This window comes from Pseudomonas avellanae BPIC 631, from assembly GCF_000444135.1.
Lineage (GTDB): Bacteria > Pseudomonadota > Gammaproteobacteria > Pseudomonadales > Pseudomonadaceae > Aquipseudomonas > Aquipseudomonas avellanae.
Genome location: NZ_ATDK01000571.1, coordinates 1 through 23,468 on the forward strand (window position 1 = coordinate 1; position 23,468 = coordinate 23,468).

Here is a 23,468-nt window from a genome sequence, read left to right on the forward strand (position 1 = left end):
TAGACGCGCGAGGTGAGGATTTTCTTGACGTATTGTTCAAGCATCGGGGCAGCATCACTGACGAAGCGGGCAAGGTCGGGAAGTCTACCCTGCGTGCCGAAAGACGACCATACGAATGACAAGGCTTTGCGGTGCAGTCGCCGCTATAATGCGGGCCGTTTTGCTTCCCCTTACCCCTCTTTCAGCTACATCAGGCACCGTGGAGCCCGCATGACCCAGGATCAACTCAAACAGGCAGTCGCCCAAGCCGCTGTCGATTTCATCCTTCCAAAGCTCGACGACAAGAGCATTGTGGGCGTCGGCACCGGTTCCACAGCCAACTGCTTCATTGATGCACTGGCCAAACACAAAGGTGCGTTCGACGGCGCAGTCGCCAGCTCCGAAGCCACCGCTGCACGCCTCAAGGGGCATGGCATTCCGGTCTATGAGCTGAACACCGTCAGCGACCTGGAGTTCTATGTGGATGGCGCCGATGAAAGCGACGAGCATCTGAACCTGATCAAGGGCGGCGGTGCGGCGCTGACTCGCGAGAAGATCGTCGCGACAGTGGCCAAGACCTTCATCTGCATCGCCGACGGCAGCAAGCTGGTGCCAGTGCTGGGCGCGTTCCCGCTGCCGGTCGAAGTTGTGCCGATGGCGCGCAGCCACGTTGCCCGGCAACTGGTGAAGCTGGGCGGCGACCCGGTCTACCGTGAAGGCGTGCTCACCGACAACGGCAATATCATCATCGACGTGCACAACATGAGCATCACCAACCCGGTGGAGCTGGAAGCGAGCATCAACGCCATCGTCGGCGTGGTCACCAACGGCCTGTTCGCCGCTCGCCCGGCTGATCTGCTGCTGCTGGGCACCGCCGAAGGCGTGAAGACCCTCACACGCTGATGCACCCGGACATGCCCACGCAAAGTGGGCATGCGCCTCAACGGCTCAAGGCTTGCGGAACACGTAGAACAGGTTCGGCTCACTCACCAGATACAACGTCCCTTCGTCGTCCATGGCCATACCTTCGGCTTGCGGCACGCTCTTGCTCAAGCCCATATCGCCTTCTTTCAGCGAGCCACTGCCAATCGGCCGCCCCGTAGTGTCGAGCTCCAGAATCCGTTTCGACTCATCGGACAGCGCCAGCAGGTGACCGCTCGCTTCATCGAATTGCAGGCTGGAAAGATCACGCACGGAAAGCTTGCCATCGCGCTTGCCGTCGGTGATGACCTGGAGATTGCCCGGCGCATCGGCATTGACCCTGGGAAAGCCGCGCACCTCGATAATCTGCACCGGGTCGCGCTCGCGGGCAACAAACAGGCGCTTGCCCTTTGAGTCATAAGCCAGGCCTTCATAGCCCTTGTTGCCGCTGGCTGTCAGCCCCAGCGTCAGTTGCTCGGCATCGGCGGCGTTCAGGCTTTTTGTGCTGTCATCGACGTGAATCTGAATTAGCCGTAACTGCCGCTCGTCACTGATGACGTAAACGCCGGGGCTGATGTATTCGACCGCTTCGGCATCGCCAAAACCCACCAGCGGTATGCGTCGCAGCACGCGACCGTCCAGGCTCAGTTCGACCAGCTCGGGGTTCTGGTTAGTCACGGTAAACAGGCTTTTGCGGTCCGGGTCGAAGCTCAGGCCCGAGACATCGTCCTCAAGCCCGACGATGACCTGCCCTTCTGTCACGGCGCGATACTGATCAAGGCCGATGGCCTCAAGCGAGTCGGATTGCCAGAACACTTGCCAGTCGAACAGCACGCGTTCCACATAGCGGTATCGCTCATTGGCGAGCATGAACAGCCCGGCCAGCGGAACAAGGGCGATGAGCAGGAGTAAAGAGCGGGTAGAGCGGCGCATTGAGGTGACTCGGGCAAGTTAAGCGGGCGGCATTGATACCACGCCATTCTGAAAGCAAGCTTAATGGCGTAGTGCTATTTGATTACCAGCTATGTGGTTGCCGTCCTGGCTTACTGCTTGCGAAACGAATAGAACAGGTTCGGCTCGCTGACCATGTACAGCGTCCCGGCCTCATCAAGCGCAACGCCTTCTGCGCGAGGAATCGTACTATTCAAACCATTCATGCCACCCAGAAGGGTCATGAAGCTGACCTGATTACCCTGCTCGTCCACCTCCAGCAACATGTGCGAATCGGCTGAAAGCGCCAGCATGTGGCCAGTGCGCGGATCGATGCTCAGAGAGGACAGGTTGCGCATGTCCAGAGCGCGACTCAAAAGCTTCTGCTTGTCGCCCTTCAATACATTGCTGCCGTCGCTCTTCCAGGTGTACAACGCTGGCGGACGCTCTTCGCCCAGCAACAGTTGCTGACGACGCGGGTCCCAGGCAACGCCCTCGAAACCCTTGTTCTTGTTGGCTGACGCGCCCAGCTCGTAGTGGGGAAAGTCTGCAATGTTCAGGGTGGTGGTATCGGCTGTCACTTTGACGATGGTCAACTGGTGCTGACGTTCGTCGGTGATAGCGATCAGCCCGTCATTCATGACGGCCACGCCTTCCGGGTTGCTCCAGCCGACCAGCGGAATTTTGCGCAGCACGTCGCCCTTGAGCGTCAATTCCACCAGAAACGCATTCTTGCCCATGACCGCGAACAGCGTTTTGCTGATCGGGTTATAAGAAAGGTCCGAAGCCTCGTCCTTTTCCATGCCTGGCAACGCTTTGGCATCGATATCTACATGATAGTCCGGCAACCAGATACTTGCGCTGCGCTCTTCGTTGCTTTCGAACCGCTCCTTGAGCCAGAGCAGCCCGCGATCATCCCAATGCATGATGTGAGACAGGCCATAGCCCAGCAAGATGACCAGCAGCAGCCACGAATACCAACGCAGGGTGCGTATGAAGGCGAAGCGTTTTTTAGCGCGAGGCGGCGTTGAGGCAGGAAGGGCCATTCAAGTGTTCCTGAGCAGATGAGACTTCATGACGACATGAGTGCCCATAAGGGGCCGGCAGGATTATCCAGAGCAGGTGTGAAAAAAACGCAAAATCGACTGAACTATCAACTACCCCACAAACAAAAGCCACCCGGGAATGATCCCGCGTGGCTTTGGCTACTGCATGAAACAGCTGCGCCGTCAGCGAACGACGCTGGTGAACGGCGTTTGCCCGGTCAGTTCCAGAACAATTTCGTCACCAGCTTCAAACGGCCCCACGCCGGCAGGCGTACCGGTCATGATCAGGTCACCGGCCTGCAACGAGAAGTTGGCCGCCATGTGCTGAATCATCGGCACGATGGGGTTGAGCATCAGGCTACTGTTGCCGTCCTGCACCACTTTGCCGTTGATGGTCAGACGAATGCCGATGTCTGTCAGGTCAGTGAAGGTGCCAGCCGGGACGAACGGCGGGATGACCGCAGCGCCGTCGAAGCACTTGGCCAGTTCCCACGGCAGGCCTTTCTCGCGCAGACGGGACTGCACGTCACGCAGGGTCAGGTCCAGGCCGGGCGCAAAGCCGCTGATCGCGTCGAGCACTTCTTCGCGGGACGGATTCTTGCTCAGGGGCTTGCCGATCAACACCACAATCTCGGCTTCGTAATGCACCGAGCCACGGTCTGCCGGGATGGTGAAACCGCCTTCCAGTGCAACCACCGCGCTGCCAGGCTTCATGAACAGCAGCGGCTCGGTGGGCACCGGGTTGCCCAGTTCCTTGGCGTGCTCGGCATAGTTGCGGCCGATGCAGACCACTTTGCCCAGCGGGAAGTGAATGCTCGTTCCATCGACATATTTGTGCTGGTAGCTCATGACGTCTCCTCAGTCTGATAAGTGTGGCGTGGCTGTTTTAGCGTGGCGGTACACGGTACGGCAGGAATCAAACGGCGAATATCTTTCCGGGGTTCATGATGCCATTGGGGTCGAAGACTGCTTTCAACGCTTTCATGTACTCGATTTCCACCGGCGAGCGACTGTACGTCAGGTAATCGCGCTTGGTCATCCCGACGCCATGCTCGGCGGAAATCGAGCCGTTGTACTTTTCTACGGTCTCGAACACCCATTTGTTGACCCGCGCACATTTGACGAAGAACTCGTCCTTGTCGAGGTTTTCAGGCTTGAGGATGTTCAGGTGCAGGTTGCCGTCGCCGATATGGCCGTACCAGAGCACTTCGAAGTCCGGGTAGTGTTCGGCGACGATGGCGTCGACTTCCGCCAGAAATTCCGGCACTTTCGAGACGGTGACCGAGATGTCGTTCTTGTACGGGGTGAAGTGCGAGATGGTCTCGGAGATGTATTCGCGCAGTTTCCACAGGTTGCGCAGTTGCTGCTCGCTCTGACTCATCACGCCATCCAGCACCCAGCCCTGCTCGACGCAGTGTTCAAAGGTCGCCAGCGCCTGATCGGCAAGGTCTTCGGTGGTCGCTTCAAACTCCAGCAGCACATAGAACGGGCACGGCGTGTCGAAAGGTGATGGCACATCGCCGCGCGCCATGACCCTGGCGAACGACTTGTCGGAGAAGAATTCGAAGGCGGTCAGGTCGAGCTTGCCGTGAAAAGCATGCAGCACCGGCATGATCGAGTTGAAGTCGGTGGTGCCCAATACCATCGCCGTGAGGTTTTTCGGCGCGCGGTCAAGGCGCATGGTGGCCTCGACCACAAAACCCAGCGTGCCTTCGGCGCCGATGAACAACTGCCGCAGGTCGTAACCGGTGGCGTTCTTGATCAGGTCCTTGTTCAGCTCAAGCAGGTCGCCCTTGCCGGTCACCACTTTGAGGCCCGCCACCCAATTACGGGTCATGCCGTAGCGAATGACCTTGATGCCGCCCGCATTGGTGCCGATATTGCCGCCGATCTGGCTGGAGCCCGACGAGGCAAAGTCCACCGGGTAATAAAGGCCGTTGTCTTCGGCCAGTGCCTGCAACTGCCGGGTGATAACGCCCGGCTGGCAAACTGCCGTACGGTCGGTGAGATTCAGTTCCAGCACCTGGTTCATGTAATCGAATGACACGACCACTTCACCGCTGGCGGCCACGGCTGCCGCAGACAGCCCGGTGCGCCCGCCAGACGGCACCAGCGCGACCAGCCGCTCATTGGCCCAGCGCACAATGGCCTGAACCTGCTCGGTGGTCTTGGGAAACACGATGGCCAGCGGCGCGGGGGTGAACTGCTTGGTCCAGTCCTTGCCGTAGGTCTCCAGAGAACCTGCATCAGTCAGCACCTTGCCGGAGTCAACCAGGGCTTGCAGCTCATCAATCAAAGCGGGATGGGTCATCGACTCAACTCTCGGACAATTCATGGGCATCCTGAGAACGGTTCACGTTCTGGAATGAGGTTTCGCGGGGCTCATATGCTAGCATACGCCCCCCGTGAGTCGTGCCCAGAGCCGATCCGGGTACCCCCTGCCAATTTTCTTCGGGACACAGGTTTACGCAGATGAGCAAGACTTCCCTCGACAAGAGCAAGATCAAGTTCCTTCTTCTCGAAGGCGTCCATCAATCCGCTGTCGACGTCCTCAAGGCAGCCGGCTACACCAGCATCGAGTACCACACCAAGTCTCTGCCGGAAGCCGAACTGAAGGAAAAGATCGCCGACGCTCACTTTATCGGTATCCGCTCCCGCACCCAACTGACCGAAGAGCTGTTCGATAGCGCCAAGAAACTGGTCGCAGTGGGCTGCTTCTGCATCGGCACCAATCAGGTTGACCTCAACGCAGCGCGCGAACGCGGTATTGCGGTGTTCAACGCGCCTTACTCCAATACCCGTTCGGTTGCCGAACTGGTGCTGGCCGAGGCGATTCTGCTGTTGCGCGGCATCCCGGAAAAGAACGCGTCCTGCCACCGTGGAGGCTGGATCAAGAGCGCGGCCAATTCCTTCGAGATCCGTGGCAAGAAGCTCGGCATCGTCGGCTACGGCTCGATCGGCACGCAACTGTCGGTTCTGGCTGAAGGCCTGGGCATGCAGGTGTACTTCTACGACACGCTGACCAAACTGCCACTGGGCAACGCCACTCAGGTTTCCAGCCTGAACGAGCTGCTGGGCATGTCCGATATCGTCACGCTGCACGTTCCGGAAACCAACGAAACCCAGTGGATGATCGGCGAGAAAGAAATCCGCGCAATGAAAAAGGGCAGCATCCTGATCAACGCGGCTCGCGGCACAGTCGTCGAACTGGATGCCCTGGCTGACGCGATCAAGGACAAGCACCTGATCGGCGCTGCCATCGACGTGTTCCCGGTCGAGCCACGCTCGAACGACGACATTTTCGAAAGCCCGCTGCGTGGCCTGGACAACGTGATCCTGACCCCGCACATCGGTGGTTCCACTGCCGAGGCGCAGGCCAATATCGGTCTGGAAGTCGCGGAAAAACTGGTCAAGTACAGCGACAACGGTACGTCGGTGTCCTCGGTCAACTTCCCGGAAGTCGCCCTGCCTGCTCACCCTGGCAAGCACCGCCTGCTGCACATCCACGAGAATATCCCGGGCGTGCTCAGCGAGATCAACAAGGTCTTCGCCGAAAACGGCATCAACATCTCCGGTCAGTTCCTGCAGACCAACGAGAAAGTCGGCTACGTGGTGATCGACGTTGACGCCGAGTACTCGGACCTGGCACAGGCCAAGTTGCAACACATCAAAGGCACCATCCGCAGCCGCGTGTTGTTCTGATCCGAGCGTTCTGATCAGAGTGCCCATGCACTGCATGGGTACTCGAACCCTCAAGATCGGACGCAGAGCGTCCAGAACGGCATGCCGACGCGGAGCGTCGCACGATAATTGAAATTATCGGGACTGCCGTTCGTGACGCTGTACGTCACACCCTCTCAGGTGAAATCAAATACCTACTTCACATTGATCGTGATCTTCTTCGACTCGACCGAAGGGTTCAGCGGCATGTGGCCTTTGTCGCCCATCAGCAGTTGCAGGGTGTGCTGACCTGGCGGCAGGTTGAGTTCGGTTTCGGTCTGGCCTTTGCCGAAGTGGCGGATGTTGTCGCTGACCGGCAACGGCATGTTTGCGGCGGGCTGGTCTTTCACATCGATCAGCAGGTGGTGGTGACCGGTCTCGGGCACGTCCACACCGGCTGGCGCGACGCCCATGCCTTTGAGGCCGAATTGGACCTTGAACGGTGAGGTAACCGTCTCGCCATCACTGGGCGAAATGATGTACACCTCGGCACCTTCAGGCGATGTGGTCTGCGGCATGTCTGCAGCGCTGACCCGCATGGACGCACTCAGCAACAGGCCTGCTACCACCGTTCCAGAAAATAAGGATTTCATGATTGCTCCAGTTCCAGTTGACGTAAGTCCGACCCTGCACACGACAATCCGTCGGTTCAGGAGTGCTCACGATAGACCGCAGCCAGGCTCAATGGCTCACCGCATTCATGAAACAGTTTTCATGAGGCATAACGGCATTACTGGAACAGCTCATTGCCTCGACGCCTGAACCAGCCGGTCAATGAAAGCCGGTCACGGGTGGCGGGCATGACTTCGTGGGGAATGTCACCGGAGAGAAACACCACCAGGCAACCGCCTGTAGGCTGGACGTCATAAGCCAGATCGTCCTTGAGGTACATGCGCAACTGACCGCCATGCTCCGGCAGCCAGGCATTATTGAGGTACAGCACTGCCGACACCATGCGCTTGTCGTCGTCGCGAAAGCGATCCACATGCCGCAGGTAGCAGGCACCTGGCGGGTACAGGGCAAAGTGGCTTTCGTAATCTTCCAGCCCCAGAAACAGACCGCGATTGAGCGCCTGACGCAAGCTGTCCATCAGCTCCAGGTAACTGTCGCAAGACGCCACCTGCCCAGGCTCAAGCCACTGAATACGATCACCACGAATGCCTTCGCGAATTTCCTGCGCTGGCCCTTTGCCGACAGCGGCAGGCTCAAGCTCGCCTTCGGCTGCACGTTTGCGGCACTCTTGCGCAAGCTCGAGGGTCAGAGCTTCGGGCAGGAAAATATTCTGCTGCGACCAGCCATTGGCGGCCAGGTCGTCGACGATTCGCAGCAGCAGTGGGTGGTCAGAGGGTATGCGCATGGCGTGCATAGTATCCATAAGCCCTGAAATTCGACAGAGGCGTATACACGCGGTATCAATGGCGCGAGATTTCATTCGCCAACGGCACTCATAACTCGACAAATCCACGCTAACACCCGGAGAATAGCGGCCTGCCGACAGGAGTCCCCAATGCGTCGTTTGTTTGTTTTGCTGTTGATGTTCTGCACCTCGCCTGTCTGGGCAGACAACTACGATCAGTTGTACAAAGCTGCAGGCTGGCCGGAACAGCGCGCGCATTTCAACGATGCTCTCAAAGCGGCCCAGCAGCGCTACAGCAACAACCTGCCGCCAGCGGTTTTTCAGGCTCTGGTGGCCAACAGCAATCAGCGTTTCGCACCGCAGGCAATGGACCGGCGCGCCTCAAAGAGCCTGCGTGACAGCCTCAATGACCCCACGCCCTCGCTGCAGTTTTTCCAGTCGCCGCTGGGTCGCAAGATCGTCAACGCCGAACTGACCGCGACCCGCGCCGACCAACTGGCCAAGCACGCCCAAGGCATCCCGCACATGGAAGCGGACGCTACGCGCCAGTTGCTGATCGGCCATCTGGCCCAGGCGCTGCCCGCCAAACAGGCCGGCGCCGAAGTCAGCCTTGCCATTGCAGGCGTTGCGGCCGACAGCCTTAGCCAGATGATCCCCGGTCTGTTGGGCGGCGGTCAGGCCCAGGGCATGCTCGAAGGCCAGCGCGAACGCCTGATGGCGCAGATCAGCGCCGACCTGAACAACACGCTGCTGTACGTCTACCGTGACCTGTCCGACCCGGAGCTTGAGGAGTTCTCGACGTTCGCCGAGTCGCCGCAAGGCAAAGCCTACTATCAAGCCGCACTGGCTGCGATTCGCGCCGGGCTGGCAGTGGGGCAAAGTGCGTCGAGCCTGAACCCCGGACAGTAAAACACCGTTCAGGCCCTCAAGCGCCTGAGGTCAATGAATGGAAGCAATCGCATGAAAGACTCTCTGGCCCTGCTGGCCACCGCTATCGTAATGTCCTTTTTCGCCTGGCTGTTCTGGAGTTCTCTGGGGCAGAATGCGTTTGGCGTACTGGGTCTGCTGATGGTGGCCGTGCTGGCCGCTGAAAACTTTCGCCTGCGCCGCCAGGTAAAGGCGCTGCTGGCAGACAAGGCTGCAAAAACCTAGCCCAGCCGCCCTTTCACGAAATCAAAGTACCTGGCCCGCAATTCCGGTGTTTCGTTGGCCAGATGATGCCGGGCGTGCCCCAGCATGAGAATGTGCGGCTGGCTGAACTTGTCTTTCAGGACCGCAAGGTTGTGGGACCAATCGACCGTCATGTCTGCGTCACCCTGAATGATGATCGGGCTGCGCAGGCTGCGCGGGGCGCTTTCGACGCGCACGATCCATTGCGCCAGCGCGCCGACCCAGGCGGTCGGCAGGCGACGCGGCTGCAACGGGTCGGCCAGCAGAAAAGGCAGGAACGCCGGCGCGTTGGAGTTCTCGGTGAAGCGCCGGGCAATGCCGCTCACGAAGGGCTTGAGCAGGCGATAGCTGAAACGCGACCAGCCCCATGCACGCGGCCTGACCAAGGGTGCAAGCAGAATGACTTCACCTTGCGCCGGAGACTCCACGCCCTGGTGCAGCAAGTGATCGATCACAATCGCGCCGCCCGTACTTTGTCCGCACAGATGCCAGGGGTGCGGCAGCCCCAGAGAGCCGGCTTCAAGCAGCAGGCGCTGCAACACCACCTGATATTCGGCGAAGTCGTTGATGCTGGCACGGCTGCCGCTGGACAAACCATGCCCTGGCAGGTCGCAGGAGATCACCGCAAACCCCTGGTTCAGCGCCCATTCGATGACATGCCGGTACAGGCCCATGTGGTCATAGAAACCATGAAACAGAAACAGCGTCGCGACCGGGCTTTCGGGCAGCCACACTTGCCCGACGATCTCGTAGCCCTCAACATCAAGGCGACCCAGCCAGCTGCGCACCACATTTTCACCCCCAAGGCCTGCAAGACCATAGAAGCGCTGATACGCCTGACCGTCCAGAGAGAGCGGGTCAATAACGTTCAGCGCCAGCAGGCTGGCTCGCAGATTATCGGGGTCGAACGTGGTGGACATGGGGTTTCCAGATTCCGGCAAGGAAATCGTAAAGTTGTGTAACGATATTCTTCTGTCTGCTCCGGCATGGCAAGCTACGCCGCCATAATCGACTGTCGTGGTATTCGCCAGCTTGCCGCAAAGCTTCATAGTGTCGTAACGACAATTGCCGCAAGCTTGCAGACTAGGCTCAGCCACGCGCTCAGTCGAGAGACCCGGCTTTGCCGCTAACTGATTGCACATTTGAAACTGTAGCCTGCATGGCCCCTGCCAGTTGTAATTTTTGAGAACCCGGATGAAACGCAGCCTTGTCATTCTAGCCATTATTATTGCCATCATCGCTGGCGGCGCAGGCTGGTACGTGAACAGCAAGCAGCCGGTCCGCGATGGCGAGATCGCCATGAGCCGTCTTCAAGCGCCCGTTACCCTGCGTTACGACGAGCGCGGCGTGCCGCACATACGGGCTGAGAACGAAGCCGATCTGTACCGTGCACTGGGTTACGCCCATGCCCAGGACCGGCTGTTCCAGATGGAAATGCTGCGCCGTCTGGCGCGTGGCGAGCTGGCCGAAATACTCGGGCCGAACCTGCTTGAGACCGACAAACTGTTTCGCACCCTACGCATCCGTGAGCATGCCGATGCGTATGTCGCACACCAGGACAAGAACACTCCGACCTGGAAAGCACTGGAAGCCTACATTGACGGCATCAACCAGTATCAGGACACCCACGCAAGGCCGATGGAGTTTGACGTGCTGGGCATCCCCAGGCGGCGCTTCACTGCCGAAGACACGCTCAGCATCGGCGGCTACCTGGCCTACAGTTTTGCCGCCGCGTTCCGCACCGAGCCATTGCTGACCTACGTGCGCGACCAGCTTGGCCCGCAGTATTTGAAAGTGTTCGATCTGGACTGGCACCCGGACGGCATGCTGGGCGCACAACCGGCACTGGCCAGCGCCGACTGGAAAGGCCTGGCTGAACTGGCACAGTTGAGCCACAAGGCGCTGGAAGACGCAGGCCTGCCGCAATTCGAAGGCAGCAACGCCTGGGCGATTTCCGGCAGCCGCACGCAAAGCGGTAAACCTGTTCTTGCGGGCGATCCGCACATCCGCTTCTCGGTGCCCTCGGTTTGGTACGAGGCGCAGCTGTCTGCGCCAGGCTTTGAGCTGTACGGTCACTTTCCGGCGCTCAACCCGTTCGCGTTTCTGGGCCACAACATGGAGTTCGGCTGGAGCCTGACCATGTTCCAGAACGACGACGTTGACCTGATCGCCGAAAAAACCAACCCCGACAACCCCAATCAGGTCTGGTATCACGGCCAGTGGGTGGACATGAAGCGTACCGAGCAGCACATCGCGGTCAAAGGTCAGGCCCCTGTCACCCTGACCCTGCTTGAGTCGCCCCACGGCCCTATCGTCAATAACGTGATGGGCAAGAACGCCGGCCAGACGCCGATTGCGATGTGGTGGTCATTTTTGGTGTCCGCCAACCCGGTGCTTGATGGTTTCTACGAGGCCAATCGCGCCGACACGCTGGACAAGATGCGCAGCGCCGCCGAGAAGATCCAGTCGCCGGGCCTTAATATCGTTTGGGTCAACGCCAAGGGCGACATTGGCTGGTGGGCAGCGGCGCAACTTCCAATCCGCCCGGAAGGCGTCGACCCAAGTTTCATTCTGGATGGCAGCACCGCGCAGGCCGATAAACTGGGTTTCTACCCGTTCAGCGCCAACCCACACGAAGAAAACCCGGCGCGTGGCTACATCGTGTCAGCCAACTTCCAGCCACTGTCGCCGACCGGCATGCAGATTCCGGGGTATTACAACCCGGCTGAGCGCGGCCAGGAACTCAACCGGCAACTGAGCGATTCCAGCATCAAGTGGGACCTGGCGGCCAGCAAGGCCTTGCAGCTGAGCACGCAGACCGATTACGCCCCGAGCATTCTCAGGCCGTTGATTCCGGTGCTGCGCAGTGTGATCAGCGATCCGGACGAGCTCGCGCTGGTCGAGCGGCTGGCCAGCTGGAAAGGTGATTATCCGGTTGATTCGGTGGGCGCCACGCTGTTCAACCAGTTTCTGTTCGACTTGACTGAAGAGACTTTCCACGACGAACTGGGCGATGCGCTGTTTGAAACCCTGCTGTCGACCCGCGCACTGGATTCCGCCTTGCCACGCCTGGCCGCCGATGCCGATTCGCCGTGGTGGAACAATCGCAATTCGCCCCACGAAGAAAGCCGCGCCAATACCGTAAAGGTGGCCTGGCGGGCCAGCGTTTCGCACTTGCGATCGCTGTACGGCACCAACCCGGATGAATGGCTCTGGGGCAAGGCTCACACTTTGACCCAAGGCCATCCGCTGGGCTCGCAGAAGCCGCTGGACAGTATTTTCAACGTCGGCCCGTATGCTGCGCCGGGCACTCACGAAGTACCGAACAACCTGTCATCCAGCATCCGCCCTGCCCCGTGGCCCGTCGGCTACGGCCCCTCGACCCGCCGCCTTATAGACTTCGCCGACCCGGCCCACAGCCTGGGCATCAACCCGGTAGGCCAGAGCGGCGTGCCGTTCGACAAGCATTATTCGGATCAGGCCAAGGCGTTTGTGAAAGGCGAGTACGTGCCGCAGCGCTTTAGCGAGAAGGATGTGGCAGAGCATACCGAAGGGGTTTTGCGGTTGGTGCCGGGGGAGTAGCAATCGCCACAATTCCTTGTGTGGGACTTGTCCGCGAACTGTCGGGAACCGACAGTGAAACCGTTACACACGGTACATCAGGCACAACCGGGTTTGACTATCGTGCCAATGCTCCGCGTTGGCATGCATTTCGTGACGCTCCGCGTCACAAGTCTGCGTAGCACCGCGCTATCAAGATCGGACGCAGAGCGTCCAGAGCTGCGCTCCCACGCTGGAGCGTGGGAGCGATAGCCATTTGACTGGTCATCGTGCCTGCGCTCTGCGTAGGCATGCAGTTCTGGACGCTCTGCGTCCTGCCATAGCTGTCAGGCAGCTGGCGCTCGCCTTGGGTCAGGCTGCTTCCAGGCGTCGGCGGCGCTTTCCTCGATGGCTTGCTGGATCGCACGTTTGCGGTTGTTTTCCGCGCGGCGGGTGAAGAACCAGACCAGGAAGGTTGCCAGTGACACGGCCAGCAGGATCAGGCTCGCAACGGCGTTGATTTCAGGCTTCACGCCCAGCCGCACGGCAGAGAACACTTCCATCGGCAAGGTCGTCGAGCCCGGCCCGGAGACGAAGCTGGCGAGTACCAGGTCGTCCAGCGACAGCGCAAACGACATCATGCCCCCGGCAGCCAGTGACGGCGCGATCATCGGGATGGTGATCAGGAAGAACACTTTCCACGGACGCGCGCCCAGATCCATTGCAGCCTCTTCGATCGACAGGTCCAGCTCACGCAGCCGCGCCGACACCACCACCGCCACGTAGGCTGCGCAGAACGTCGTGTGCGCGATCCAGATGGTCATGATGCCGCGCTCCTGCGGCCAGCCGATTAACTGCGCCATGGCCACGAACAGCAGCAACAGCGACAGACCGGTGATCACTTCCGGCATCACCAGCGGCGCCGTCACCAGCCCGCCAAAGAACGTCCGGCCCTTGAAGCGGCTGATGCGGGTCAGGACGAGCGCGGCCATGGTGCCCAATGCGACTGCCGCAATAGCGGTGTAACAGGCGATTTCCAGCGAGCGCATCACCGAGCCCATCAGTTGCGAGTTGTCCAGCAGGCCGACGTACCATTTCACCGACCAACCGCCCCAGACCGTCACCAGTTGCGAGGCGTTGAACGAGTAGATGACCAGAATCACCATCGGCGCATAGATGAACAGCAGGCCGAAAACCAGCATCAGGTTCGAGAATCGAAAGCGGTTCATGCCTTGCCCTCCAGCTCTTTGGCCTGACTGCGGTTGAACAGGATAATGGGCACGATGAGCACCAGCAGCATGATGACCGCCAGCGCCGAAGCCACCGGCCAGTCACGGTTGTTGAAGAATTCCTGCCACAGCACACGGCCGATCATCAGGGTTTCCGGGCCACCAAGCAGTTCGGGGATCACGAACTCGCCCACCACCGGGATAAACACCAGCATGCAGCCAGCTATCACCCCGTTCTTGGACAGCGGTACGGTGATTTTCCAGAAGCTGTTGAAAGTGCTGGAGCCAAGGTCAGACGCGGCTTCCAGCAGGCTGGTGTCATGTTTCACGAGGTTGGCGTAGAGCGGCAGGATCATGAACGGCAGGTAGGAATAGACCACGCCGATGTACACCGCCAGGTTGGTATTGAGGATCTGCAACGGCGCGTCGATCAGGCCCAGCCACATCAGGAAAGCATTGAGCAGGCCGTTGTTGCTGAGAATGCCCATCCACGCGTAGACGCGAATCAGGATCGCGGTCCAGGTCGGCATCATGATCAGCAGCAACAGCACGGTTTGCAGATCCTTGCGGGCGCTGGCGATGGCGTAGGCCATCGGGTAGCCGATCAGCAGGCACAGCGTGGTGCTGATGAAGGCCATTTTCAGCGAACCCAGGTACGCCGAAACGTACAGGTCATCACCACTGAGCAAGGTGTAGTTGGCGAAATTCAGGGCCATTTGCAGCTTTTCGTCGGCGTAACTGAAGATCTCGGTGTACGGCGGGATCGCAACATCGGCTTCGGCGAAGCTGATCTTGAGCACAATCAAAAACGGCAAGGCAAAGAACAGGAACAGCCAGAGGAACGGCACCCCGATGACCATCTGCCGCCCGGTGGGCTTTATACGCTCGAAAGCGCGCTTGATCTTGCGTATTTTCATGAGCGCAGTACCACGCCGCTGTCGTCTTCCCACCAGACGTAGACTTCATCGCCCCAGGTAGGTCGTGCGCCCTGACGCTCGGCGTTAGCGACGAACGACTGCACCAGCTTGCCGCCCGGCAGTTCGACGTAGAACACCGAATGGCCGCCCAGATAAGCAATGTCGTGGACCTTGCCGCGCGACCAGTTGTATTCGAAACCTGGCTGTTCAGCGGTGATCAGCAGTTTTTCCGGGCGCAATGCGTAGGTGATGTGCTTGTCTTCCACCGACGTACTGACGCCGTGGCCGACGTAGATATTGCGCTCCAGCTCCGGGCTGCGGATCAGCGCATGGCCTTCCATGTCCTCGATCACTTCGCCCTCGAACAGGTTGACGCTGCCGATGAACTCGCAGACCAGACGGCTGGTCGGGGTTTCGTAGATATCGATCGGGCTGCCGATCTGCGCGATCCAGCCCAGGTGCATGATGGCGATGCGCTCGGCCATGGTCATGGCCTCTTCCTGATCGTGGGTCACCATGACGCAGGTCACGCCAACGCGCTCGATGATCTCCACCAGCTCCAGTTGCATCTGCGAGCGCAGTTTCTTGTCCAGCGCGCCCATCGGCTCATCGAGCAGCAACAGCTTGGGCTTCTTGGCCAGCGAACGAGCCAGCGCTACACGCTGCCGCTGACCGCCGGAAAGTTGATGCGGCTTGCGCTTGGCGTACTGGGTCATCTGCACCAGCTTGAGCATTTCGGCCACGCGCGCTTCGATTTCCGACTTGGCGAGTTTGTCCTGCTTGAGGCCAAAGGCGATGTTGTCGGCCACGGTCATGTGCGGGAACAGCGCGTAGGACTGGAACATCATGTTGATCGGACGTTCGTACGGCGGCATGTCGGTAATATCGACGCCGTCGAGGTAGATACGCCCCTCGGTCGGGCGCTCGAAACCGGCCAGCATGCGCAGCAGCGTGGACTTGCCGGAGCCCGAGCCGCCGAGCAGGGCGAAGATTTCGCCCTTGTTGATTTGCAGAGACACATCGTCCACCGCAATCGTCTCGTCGAACTTCTTGGTGACCCGATCGATCCGGACCAGCACCTCTTTGGGTTGCTGACCGCCTTCGAGGGCTTTCTTGTAGCCGCCGGAGGCAACTGCCATGGGTGAAACTCCCAACAGGTAGGCAACCCGGCCAATGCGGCCGGGTGCTGAATAGTTATTTGCCCGACTTGACCTTGGTCCAGCTGCGGGTCATGAGACGTTGCACCTTGGGTGGCAACTCGCTATTCACGAACAGACGGTCCAGCACTTCCTGAGGCGGGTAGACCGCTGCGTCAGTACGGATTTTCTGGTCCATGAACTCGCCGGAGGCGGGATTGGGGTTGGCATAGCCGACTTCATCGCTGACCTGGGCAATGACCTTGGGGTCAAGCATGTAGTTGATGAAGGCGCTGGCGGCCTTGACGTTTTTCGAGTCTGCCGGGATCGCCAGCATGTCGAACCACAGGTTGCCGCCCTCTTTCGGGATGCTGTACGCAAGCTTCACGCCCTTGCCGGCTTCTTCTGCACGAGCCTTGGCCTGAAACACATCGCCCGAGAAACCGGCCGCAACGCAGATGTCGCCGTTGGCCAGATCGGTGATGTATTTGGACGAGTGGAAATAGGTCACGTAAGGACGAATCGCCAGCAGCTTGGCTTCGGCCTTCTTGTAATCGGCTTCGTTGGTGCTGTTGGGGCTCAGGCCCAAATAGTTGAGCATCGCCGGGAGCATTTCATCGGCGGAATCAAGAAAGGCGACGCCGCAGCTGGACAGCTTTTTGATGTTCTCAGGCTCGAACAGCACCGACCAAGAGTCGATCTTGTCGACACCGAGCACCGCTTTTACCTTATCGACGTTATAACCGATGCCGTTGGTGCCCCACAGGTACGGGACCGCGTACTGGTTACCCGGATCGTTCTTCTCCAGACGCTTGAGCAGCGCAGGGTCGAGGTTTTTGTAGTTGGGCAGCAGCGACTTGTCGAGCTTCTGGAACGCGCCCGCCTTGATCTGCTTGCCGAGGAAGTGGTTGGACGGCACGACCACGTCGTAACCGGTGCGCCCGGCCAGCAGCTTGGCTTCCAGGGTTTCGTTGGAGTCGAATACATCGTACATCGGCTTGATGCCGGTAGCGGCTTCGAAGTCTGCCAGGGTGGTCTTGCCGATGTAATCGGACCAGTTATAAATATGCACGGTGGATTGCGCCTGAGCACTGAGGGTCAGTGTCAGGCCGGCAGCCGCCAGCAAGGCTTTGGAAAAAATAGAAATAGACAAAGAATGAGTCCTTTTAACAGAGGGGCCTGAGCGCCGGAGGGCGTCCGGAAAACCAAACCGGCGCGCAACTTACCGTCTATGCGTCCAACCAGCAAAGGTTTAGGCAATATTCCTGTCTGCTGGATCCTGCGCGGCCGGGGCTACGCAGCATCCACAGGTTTCATGACAGGCTTATTTACCTGACTTGATCTTGGTCCAGCTGCGGGTCATGATCCGCTGCGTCGCAGCAGGCAGGTCGGCGATTGCATACAGCTTGGCCTGCACGTCGGCAGGCGGGTAAACGCCCGGATCACTGGTGATTTCCTTGTCTACCAGCGCCGTAGCAGCAGCGTTACCGTTCGGGAAGCGCACGGCGTTGGTGATTTCAGCCATGATTTCCGGCTTCATCAGGAAGGTCATGAACTTGTACGCACCCTCGACGTTTTCGGCATCCTTGGGGATGGCGACCATGTCGTAGAAGCTGCCAGCGCCTTCTTTCGGAATGTTGTAAGCCACTTTGACCTTGCCACCGGCCTCGGCAGCGCGCGACTTGGCCTGGTAGATATCACCCGAGTAACCGACCGCTACGCAGATGTTGCCGTTGGCCAGGTCCGAGATGTACTTGGACGAGTGGAAATAGCCAATCGACGGGCGAATCTTCATGAACAGCGCTTCGGCTTCGGCGAGCTGTTTCTTGTCCTGAGAGTCAGTCGGGTAGCCCAGGTAATGCAGCGCGATTGGCAGCATTTCGGTTGGCGAATCGAGGAAGCTGATGCCGCACGACTTCAGCTTGGCAGCGTTCTCGGGCTTGAACAGCAAGTCCCACGAGTTGACCGGCGCGTCAGCACCCAGCGCGGCCTTGACCTTGTCCGGGTTGATGCCGATACCGATCGAGCCCCACATGTACGGGAAGGCGTGCTTGTTGTCCGGGTCGCTGACCGACACGGCCTTGAGCAACGATTCGTTCAGGTTCTTCCAGTTCGGCAGTTTGGACTTGTCCAGCTCCTGATAAACGCCCGCCTTGATCTGCTTGGCGAGGAAGTTGTTGGACGGTACGACGATGTCATAACCGGACTTGCCAGCGAGCAATTTGGCTTCCAGCGTCTCGTTGCTGTCAAAAACGTCGTAGACCACCTTGATGCCCGACTCTTTCTCGAACTTGGCAACGGTGTCCGGCGCGATGTAATCGGACCAGTTATAGACGTGCAGCACTTTGTCATCGGCCTGCGCAGCAGTGGCCACGACGCCCACCAGGGACAGCGCGAGAAGGGTCTTGCCAAATTTTTTCATGCGTAGCTCCAATGTATTTTTATCACTGACCGTCGGTTGGCGGCTTGTAGCCATTAGTCTGGCAAGTTCCGGAGCAGGCTTTCAAGCCGCCCCTGGTTAAACAACGCACATCCCCGCACTTTTTGCGGATTCAGCCCTGCAATACGGCCAGTGTCAGATCCAGACATTTGCGCGCCCTCTCCACCAGCTCATCAATTTCCGCGAAACTGATCACCAATGGCGGCGCAATGATCATCGTGTCGCCCACGGCCCGCATGATCAGGCCATTCTCGAAGCAGAAGGTTCGACAGATCATGCCCGCGCCCTTGTCGGTGTAGCGCTCGCGGGTGACTTTGTCTTTCACAAGCTCGATGGCCCCCAGTAATCCGACGCCACGCACTTCGCCCACCAGCGGATGATCGTTCAGTTCACGCAAACGCTTTTGCAAATAAGGTGCCGTTTCCGACTTCACCCGCTCGACGATCCTTTCTTCACGCAGGATGCGGATGTTCTCCAGTGCGACGGCTGCCGCCACCGGGTGCCCTGAATAGGTAAAACCATGATTGAAATCGCCGCCCTCGTTGAGCACCGCGACGATTTCGTCGCGCACAATCAAACCGCCCATCGGCACGTAACCGGAGGTCAGGCCTTTGGCGATGGTCATCATGTCGGGCTTGAGGCCGTAGAAATCGCTACCGAACCACTCACCGGTGCGCCCGAAACCACAGATCACCTCATCGGCGGCAAACAGGATGTCGTAGCGCGACAGAATCTCTTTGATCTTCGGCCAGTAAGACTCAGGCGGAACAATCACGCCGCCTGCGCCCTGAACCGGCTCGGCAATGAACGCACCGACGTTCTCGACACCCAGTTCGAGGATTTTCTTTTCAAGTTGCTCGGCGGCCCACACACCGAATTCGTCGGGCGTCATGTCGCCCCCTTCTCCGAACCAGTAGGGCTGCGGAATGTGGGCAATACCCGGAATCGGCAGGTCGCCCTGTTCGTGCATGTACGTCATGCCGCCCAGGCTGGCACCGGCGACCGTGGAGCCGTGGTAACCGTTGACGCGGCTGATGATGGTTTTCTTGTTCGGCTGGCCTTTCAGCGCCCAGTAATGACGAACCATGCGCAGCATCGTGTCATTGCCTTCGGAGCCTGAACCGGTGAAGAACACATGGTTCATGCCCTGCGGAGCGATTTCGGAGATGGCTTTGGCCAGCTCCAGCACCGGCGGGTGAGCGGTCTGGAAGAACAGGTTGTAATACGGCAGCTCACGCATCTGTTTGCTGGCAGCATCGGCCAGCTCTTCGCGGCCATAACCAATGGCCACGCACCACAGACCAGACATGCCATCGAGGATCTTGTGGCCCTCGCTGTCCCACAGGTACACGCCTTGGGCGCGGGTGATGATGCGCGGGCCTTTTTCTTTCAGTTGTTTGTAGTCGCTGAACGGTGCCAGGTGGTGCTCGCTGCTCAGGGCCTGCCATTCGAGGGTTTGCGGGTTGTTGTTGGCACTCATGCAGCACTTCCTTTGTTTCAGGTCAGTGGTCAGAGCGCCGCGCATCAACCGCGGCGGCGCTCTGTGTGATCAGACGGCGAAGAGCAGGAATTCCCGCTCCCACGAACTGATCACACGCTTGAAGTTTTCATGCTCGGCACGTTTTACCGCGACGTAACCGATGATGAATTTCTTGCCCAGGTATTTCTCGATGGTCTTGCTGTTTTCCATGCGTTCAAGCGCGTCTTCGATGGTCAACGGCAGGCGCAGATTGCGCCGCTCGTAGCCACGCCCGACCACCGGCGCACTCGGGTTGATGCCTTCGACCATGCCGATAAAACCGCACAGCAGGCTGGCGGCGATGGCCAGATACGGGTTGGCATCGGCACCCGGCAGACGGTTTTCCACACGTCGGTTCTGCGGCACTGCATCCGGCACGCGCAAGCCGACGGTGCGGTTTTCTTCGCCCCATTCGACGTTAACGGGTGCCGAGGTGTCGGGCAGAAAGCGGCGGAACGAGTTGACGTTGGGCGCGAACAGCGGCAACAGCTCGGGGATGAACTTCTGCAGACCACCGACGTGGTTCAGAAACAGCTCGCTCATGGTCCCGTCTTCATTGGAGAAGATGTTCTTGCCGGTCTCGATGTCGATGATGCTCTGGTGCAGGTGCATGGCGCTGCCCGGCTCGCCGGTCATCGGCTTGGCCATGAAGGTCGCCGCCACGTCGTGCTTGAGTGCGGCTTCACGCATGGTGCGCTTGAACACCAGAATCTGATCGGCCAGCGACAGGGCATCGCCGTGACGGAAGTTGATTTCCATCTGCGCCGTGCCGTCTTCGTGAATCAGTGTGTCGAGGTCCAGGTTCTGCAGTTCGCACCAGTCGTAGACGTCTTCAAACAGCGGATCGAATTCGTTTGCCGCTTCTATAGAGAACGACTGACGACCGGTCTCAGGGCGCCCGGAGCGACCGATGGGCGGTTGCAGCGGGTAATCCGGGTCGTCGCTGCGCTTGGTCAGGTAAAACTCCATCTCCGGCGCCACGATGGGCTGCCAGCCTTGATCGGCGTAGAGCTTGAGCACCTTCTTCAATACGTTGCGCGGCGACAGCTCGATGGGGTTGCCCTGCTTGTCGTAGGTGTCGTGAATCACCTGCGCAGTGGGCTCGACGGCCCAAGGCACCAGATACACCGCGTTCTGGTCGGGGCGGCAGATCATGTCGATGTCTGCCGGGTCGAGCAGCTCGTAGTAGATGTCGTCTTCTACGTAGTCGCCGGTCACCGTCTGCAACAGCACGCTTTCAGGCAGGCGCATGCCCTTTTCAGCAATGAACTTGTTGGTCGGCGAGATCTTGCCCCGCGTGATGCCGGTGAGGTCGGACACCATGCATTCGACTTCGGTAATCTTGTGTTCTTTCAACCAATCGGTGAGCTGGTCGAGGTTGGTACTCATAAATACCTCAGGGTTTTCTTGTCCTGATCGTGATCAGGCGTTTTTTCGACGCGTCGGCGTCACGGTGTACAACTCGTTTCGGCAGGCGCCGATTAGGGGTAAGGTGACACCTGCAGAGCCGGAGTTCCAGACGGCCGCCGTAACACTGGCGACGCGGTTATAGTGGTAATGTCCGGTCTTGAGCGTAGAGCAGACGAGCCCGAACGGCCGTCCAGGTGCGTCGCAATGTGCGTCAGTTCACCACGGGCACGGGTATCACAGGCATGATGACCGCTATGCGGGCTCGATATCCGCGTACCGACCAAGGGAAGGTGAAGCATTGGGCCCCCGCTATTGTTGCTCTAATGGGTTGCGACCGAGCTTAGCCTCGTTCATTTTTTTATACAACAACCCGTTAAAAATAGAAGACAGGCCGCTCACGCTGGCGATCAAGACAAAATAGCAACACGATAAAACGCCCTAAATAGCGGCAAAAAAGGCCATCTGGCGCAGTTTTAGGGCAAAAAAGGCTCTATTGACTTCATCATGGCTTTCGGATTGACTGAGATCCGCAATCATTGATGATTGATATTTTTAACAACAAAGGTGTTGCATCATGTCGGTACCCCCGCGTGCCGTTCAGCTTAACGAAGCGAACGCGTTCCTTAAGGAACATCCTGAGGTTCTGTACGTTGACCTTCTGATTGCAGATATGAATGGTGTGGTGCGTGGCAAACGCATCGAGCGCACCAGCCTCCATAAGGTTTACGAGAAAGGCATCAACCTGCCGGCCTCTTTATTTGCCCTGGATATCAATGGCTCCACGGTGGAAAGCACCGGTCTGGGCCTGGATATCGGTGATGCTGACCGAATCTGTTATCCCATCCCTGACACCCTGTGCAACGAGCCATGGCAAAAGCGCCCTACTGCGCAACTGCTGATGACCATGCACGAAATCGAAGGTGATCCGTTTTTCGCCGACCCGCGTGAAGTCTTGCGCCAGGTCGTCGCCAAGTTCGATGAAATGGGCCTGACCATTTGCGCCGCCTTTGAGCTGGAGTTCTACCTGATCGATCAGGAGAACGTGAACGGCCGTCCGCAACCGCCCCGCTCCCCTATCTCCGGCAAGCGCCCGCACTCGACACAGGTCTACCTGATCGATGACCTCGACGAATATGTCGATTGCCTGCAGGACATTCTGGAAGGTGCGAAGGAGCAAGGCATTCCTGCCGACGCCATCGTCAAGGAAAGTGCCCCTGCGCAGTTCGAAGTGAACCTGCACCACGTCGCCGACGCTATCAAGGCATGCGACTACGCTGTGCTGCTCAAGCGCCTGATCAAGAACATCGCCTACGACCACGAAATGGACACGACCTTTATGGCCAAGCCCTATCCGGGTCAGGCGGGTAATGGTCTGCACGTCCACATCTCGATTCTGGATCGCGATGGCAAGAACATCTTCACCAGCGAGGATCCCGAGCAGAACGCCGCATTGCGTCACGCGATCGGCGGTGTGCTCGAGACCCTGCCTGCGCAGATGGCGTTCCTGTGCCCGAACGTCAACTCGTACCGTCGCTTCGGTGCTCAGTTCTATGTGCCCAACTCGCCGACCTGGGGCCTGGACAACCGCACGGTCGCGGTTCGCGTGCCGACCGGTTCGGCCGATGCCGTGCGTATCGAACACCGCGTAGCCGGTGCCGATGCCAACCCGTATCTGGTCATGGCGTCGGTGCTGGCAGGCGTGCATCACGGTCTGGTCAACAAGATCGAGCCGGGTGCTCCGGTGGAAGGCAACTCGTACGAACAGCACGAACAAAGCCTGCCGAACAACCTGCGCGATGCACTGCGCGAGCTGGACGACAACCCGGTCATGGCCAAGTACATCGACCCGAAATACATCGACATTTTTGTCGCCTGTAAAGAGAGCGAGCTGGAGGAGTTTGAACACTCCATCTCCGACCTTGAGTACAACTGGTACCTGCACACAGTCTGATTGAGGCTGAGCCATACACAACGCCGCAAAGCCTGGAGCTTTGCGGCGTTTTTGTTTGCGCCCGGAGCACCTCTCGCACCGCATACTCCAGCGTGGGCGTGCCATTCGTGACGCTCTGCGTCACAAATCTGCGCCGCGCCACATAATCAGGAGAGGACGCGGAGCGTCCAGAACGGCATACCCACGCGGAGCATGGGCACGAT

At 59.1% G+C, this 23,468-nt stretch carries 20 protein-coding genes; 6 read left to right on the plus strand and 14 right to left on the minus strand.

Annotation, left to right across the window (positions count from 1 at the left end):
• Positions 1–210: 210 nt before the first annotated feature.
• Positions 211–882 (plus strand): ribose-5-phosphate isomerase RpiA, encoded by a 672-nt coding sequence (rpiA, locus tag DW49_RS0126475; RefSeq protein ID WP_005621512.1) that lies wholly within the window; start codon positions 211–213, stop codon positions 880–882.
• Between the two features lie 45 nt (positions 883–927).
• Here the strand turns inward: rpiA and DW49_RS0126480 are convergent, their stop codons facing one another.
• From DW49_RS0126480 to DW49_RS0126495, 4 genes are all read right to left on the minus strand, one after another.
• A complete protein-coding gene (locus DW49_RS0126480; protein WP_003382079.1) occupies positions 928–1,833 on the minus strand; it encodes an SdiA-regulated domain-containing protein in 906 nt (301 codons plus the stop codon).
• Positions 1,834–1,943: 110 nt separating this feature from the next.
• A complete protein-coding gene (locus DW49_RS0126485) occupies positions 1,944–2,876 on the minus strand; it encodes an SdiA-regulated domain-containing protein (protein WP_005621515.1) in 933 nt (310 codons plus the stop codon).
• Positions 2,877–3,059: 183 nt separating this feature from the next.
• Positions 3,060–3,725: a fumarylacetoacetate hydrolase family protein gene (locus tag DW49_RS0126490; RefSeq protein ID WP_003382082.1), complete on the minus strand. Its 666-nt coding sequence runs from the start codon at positions 3,723–3,725 to the stop codon at positions 3,060–3,062.
• 67 nt (positions 3,726–3,792) lie between these two features.
• Complete coding sequence (locus DW49_RS0126495) at positions 3,793–5,187, minus strand: FAD-binding oxidoreductase (protein WP_005621517.1); 1,395 nt, start codon at positions 5,185–5,187, stop codon at positions 3,793–3,795.
• Between the two features lie 161 nt (positions 5,188–5,348).
• Here DW49_RS0126495 and serA point away from each other — a divergent pair, with 161 nt between their 5' ends.
• Complete coding sequence (gene serA / locus DW49_RS0126500) at positions 5,349–6,578, plus strand: phosphoglycerate dehydrogenase (protein ID WP_005621519.1); 1,230 nt, start codon at positions 5,349–5,351, stop codon at positions 6,576–6,578.
• Positions 6,579–6,751: 173 nt separating this feature from the next.
• On the opposite strand, the gene DW49_RS0126505 is transcribed toward serA, so the two are convergent.
• Positions 6,752–7,189, minus strand: a complete 438-nt coding sequence (locus DW49_RS0126505) for a DUF4399 domain-containing protein (RefSeq protein WP_005621521.1) — start codon at positions 7,187–7,189, stop codon at positions 6,752–6,754.
• Between the two features lie 137 nt (positions 7,190–7,326).
• The gene (locus DW49_RS0126510) at positions 7,327–7,962 is read right to left on the minus strand and encodes a 2OG-Fe(II) oxygenase (protein WP_005621523.1); all 636 of its coding nucleotides are present in this window, start codon (positions 7,960–7,962) and stop codon (positions 7,327–7,329) included.
• Between the two features lie 141 nt (positions 7,963–8,103).
• Here DW49_RS0126510 and DW49_RS0126515 point away from each other — a divergent pair, with 141 nt between their 5' ends.
• Positions 8,104–8,862, plus strand: coding sequence for a DUF2059 domain-containing protein (locus DW49_RS0126515; RefSeq protein ID WP_005621525.1), 759 nt, complete (start codon positions 8,104–8,106; stop codon positions 8,860–8,862).
• A gap of 51 nt (positions 8,863–8,913) precedes the next feature.
• On the plus strand, positions 8,914–9,105 hold the full coding sequence (locus DW49_RS0126520) for a hypothetical protein (RefSeq protein WP_005621527.1): 192 nt from the start codon (positions 8,914–8,916) through the stop codon (positions 9,103–9,105).
• Here the strand turns inward: DW49_RS0126520 and bipL are convergent.
• A complete protein-coding gene (gene bipL, locus DW49_RS0126525) occupies positions 9,102–10,043 on the minus strand; it encodes a phospholipase BipL (protein WP_024420700.1) in 942 nt (313 codons plus the stop codon). The two genes, DW49_RS0126520 and bipL, sit on opposite strands and share 4 nt — an antisense overlap.
• A gap of 274 nt (positions 10,044–10,317) precedes the next feature.
• Here bipL and DW49_RS0126530 point away from each other — a divergent pair, with 274 nt between their 5' ends.
• Positions 10,318–12,705: a penicillin acylase family protein gene (locus tag DW49_RS0126530; protein ID WP_005621531.1), complete on the plus strand. Its 2,388-nt coding sequence runs from the start codon at positions 10,318–10,320 to the stop codon at positions 12,703–12,705.
• A 305-nt stretch (positions 12,706–13,010) separates the two neighbouring features.
• Here DW49_RS0126530 and DW49_RS0126535 read toward each other — a convergent pair whose 3' ends face one another.
• The 7 genes from DW49_RS0126535 to DW49_RS0126565 form a co-directional block, all read right to left on the minus strand.
• Positions 13,011–13,892, minus strand: a complete 882-nt coding sequence (locus DW49_RS0126535; protein ID WP_005621532.1) for an ABC transporter permease subunit — start codon at positions 13,890–13,892, stop codon at positions 13,011–13,013.
• Positions 13,889–14,809 carry an ABC transporter permease subunit gene (locus DW49_RS0126540; protein ID WP_003382095.1) on the minus strand — a complete coding sequence of 307 codons (921 nt, stop codon included), beginning with the start codon at positions 14,807–14,809 and terminating at the stop codon, positions 13,889–13,891. Before DW49_RS0126540 ends, DW49_RS0126535 begins: the two co-directional genes overlap by 4 nt.
• Positions 14,806–15,948 (minus strand): polyamine ABC transporter ATP-binding protein, encoded by a 1,143-nt coding sequence (gene potA / locus DW49_RS0126545; protein ID WP_005621535.1) that lies wholly within the window; start codon positions 15,946–15,948, stop codon positions 14,806–14,808. Before potA ends, DW49_RS0126540 begins: the two co-directional genes overlap by 4 nt.
• Before the next feature lie 55 nt (positions 15,949–16,003).
• Entirely contained in the window at positions 16,004–17,098 is a 1,095-nt protein-coding gene (locus DW49_RS0126550) for a polyamine ABC transporter substrate-binding protein (RefSeq protein WP_005621537.1), read from the minus strand.
• Positions 17,099–17,269: 171 nt separating this feature from the next.
• Positions 17,270–18,367: a polyamine ABC transporter substrate-binding protein gene (locus DW49_RS0126555; protein ID WP_024420734.1), complete on the minus strand. Its 1,098-nt coding sequence runs from the start codon at positions 18,365–18,367 to the stop codon at positions 17,270–17,272.
• A gap of 130 nt (positions 18,368–18,497) precedes the next feature.
• The gene (locus DW49_RS0126560; RefSeq protein ID WP_024420733.1) at positions 18,498–19,865 is read right to left on the minus strand and encodes an aspartate aminotransferase family protein; all 1,368 of its coding nucleotides are present in this window, start codon (positions 19,863–19,865) and stop codon (positions 18,498–18,500) included.
• Between the two features lie 69 nt (positions 19,866–19,934).
• Positions 19,935–21,293, minus strand: a complete 1,359-nt coding sequence (locus tag DW49_RS0126565; RefSeq protein WP_003382103.1) for a glutamine synthetase family protein — start codon at positions 21,291–21,293, stop codon at positions 19,935–19,937.
• A 595-nt stretch (positions 21,294–21,888) separates the two neighbouring features.
• Here DW49_RS0126565 and DW49_RS0126570 point away from each other — a divergent pair.
• The gene (locus DW49_RS0126570; RefSeq protein WP_003382104.1) at positions 21,889–23,265 is read left to right on the plus strand and encodes a glutamine synthetase family protein; all 1,377 of its coding nucleotides are present in this window, start codon (positions 21,889–21,891) and stop codon (positions 23,263–23,265) included.
• Positions 23,266–23,468: the final 203 nt, after the last annotated feature.

Coding starts and splice junctions, on each gene's coding strand:
- rpiA (WP_005621512.1), top strand. CDS start 211: ATGACCCAGGATCAACTCAAACAGGCAGTCGCCCAAGCCGCTGTCGAT.
- DW49_RS0126480 (WP_003382079.1), bottom strand. CDS start 1,833: ATGCGCCGCTCTACCCGCTCTTTACTCCTGCTCATCGCCCTTGTTCCG.
- DW49_RS0126485 (WP_005621515.1), bottom strand. CDS start 2,876: ATGGCCCTTCCTGCCTCAACGCCGCCTCGCGCTAAAAAACGCTTCGCC.
- DW49_RS0126490 (WP_003382082.1), bottom strand. CDS start 3,725: ATGAGCTACCAGCACAAATATGTCGATGGAACGAGCATTCACTTCCCG.
- DW49_RS0126495 (WP_005621517.1), bottom strand. CDS start 5,187: ATGACCCATCCCGCTTTGATTGATGAGCTGCAAGCCCTGGTTGACTCC.
- serA (WP_005621519.1), top strand. CDS start 5,349: ATGAGCAAGACTTCCCTCGACAAGAGCAAGATCAAGTTCCTTCTTCTC.
- DW49_RS0126505 (WP_005621521.1), bottom strand. CDS start 7,189: ATGAAATCCTTATTTTCTGGAACGGTGGTAGCAGGCCTGTTGCTGAGT.
- DW49_RS0126510 (WP_005621523.1), bottom strand. CDS start 7,962: ATGCACGCCATGCGCATACCCTCTGACCACCCACTGCTGCTGCGAATC.
- DW49_RS0126515 (WP_005621525.1), top strand. CDS start 8,104: ATGCGTCGTTTGTTTGTTTTGCTGTTGATGTTCTGCACCTCGCCTGTC.
- DW49_RS0126520 (WP_005621527.1), top strand. CDS start 8,914: ATGAAAGACTCTCTGGCCCTGCTGGCCACCGCTATCGTAATGTCCTTT.
- bipL (WP_024420700.1), bottom strand. CDS start 10,043: ATGTCCACCACGTTCGACCCCGATAATCTGCGAGCCAGCCTGCTGGCG.
- DW49_RS0126530 (WP_005621531.1), top strand. CDS start 10,318: ATGAAACGCAGCCTTGTCATTCTAGCCATTATTATTGCCATCATCGCT.
- DW49_RS0126535 (WP_005621532.1), bottom strand. CDS start 13,892: ATGAACCGCTTTCGATTCTCGAACCTGATGCTGGTTTTCGGCCTGCTG.
- DW49_RS0126540 (WP_003382095.1), bottom strand. CDS start 14,809: ATGAAAATACGCAAGATCAAGCGCGCTTTCGAGCGTATAAAGCCCACC.
- potA (WP_005621535.1), bottom strand. CDS start 15,948: ATGGCAGTTGCCTCCGGCGGCTACAAGAAAGCCCTCGAAGGCGGTCAG.
- DW49_RS0126555 (WP_024420734.1), bottom strand. CDS start 18,367: ATGAAAAAATTTGGCAAGACCCTTCTCGCGCTGTCCCTGGTGGGCGTC.
- DW49_RS0126560 (WP_024420733.1), bottom strand. CDS start 19,865: ATGAGTGCCAACAACAACCCGCAAACCCTCGAATGGCAGGCCCTGAGC.
- DW49_RS0126565 (WP_003382103.1), bottom strand. CDS start 21,293: ATGAGTACCAACCTCGACCAGCTCACCGATTGGTTGAAAGAACACAAG.
- DW49_RS0126570 (WP_003382104.1), top strand. CDS start 21,889: ATGTCGGTACCCCCGCGTGCCGTTCAGCTTAACGAAGCGAACGCGTTC.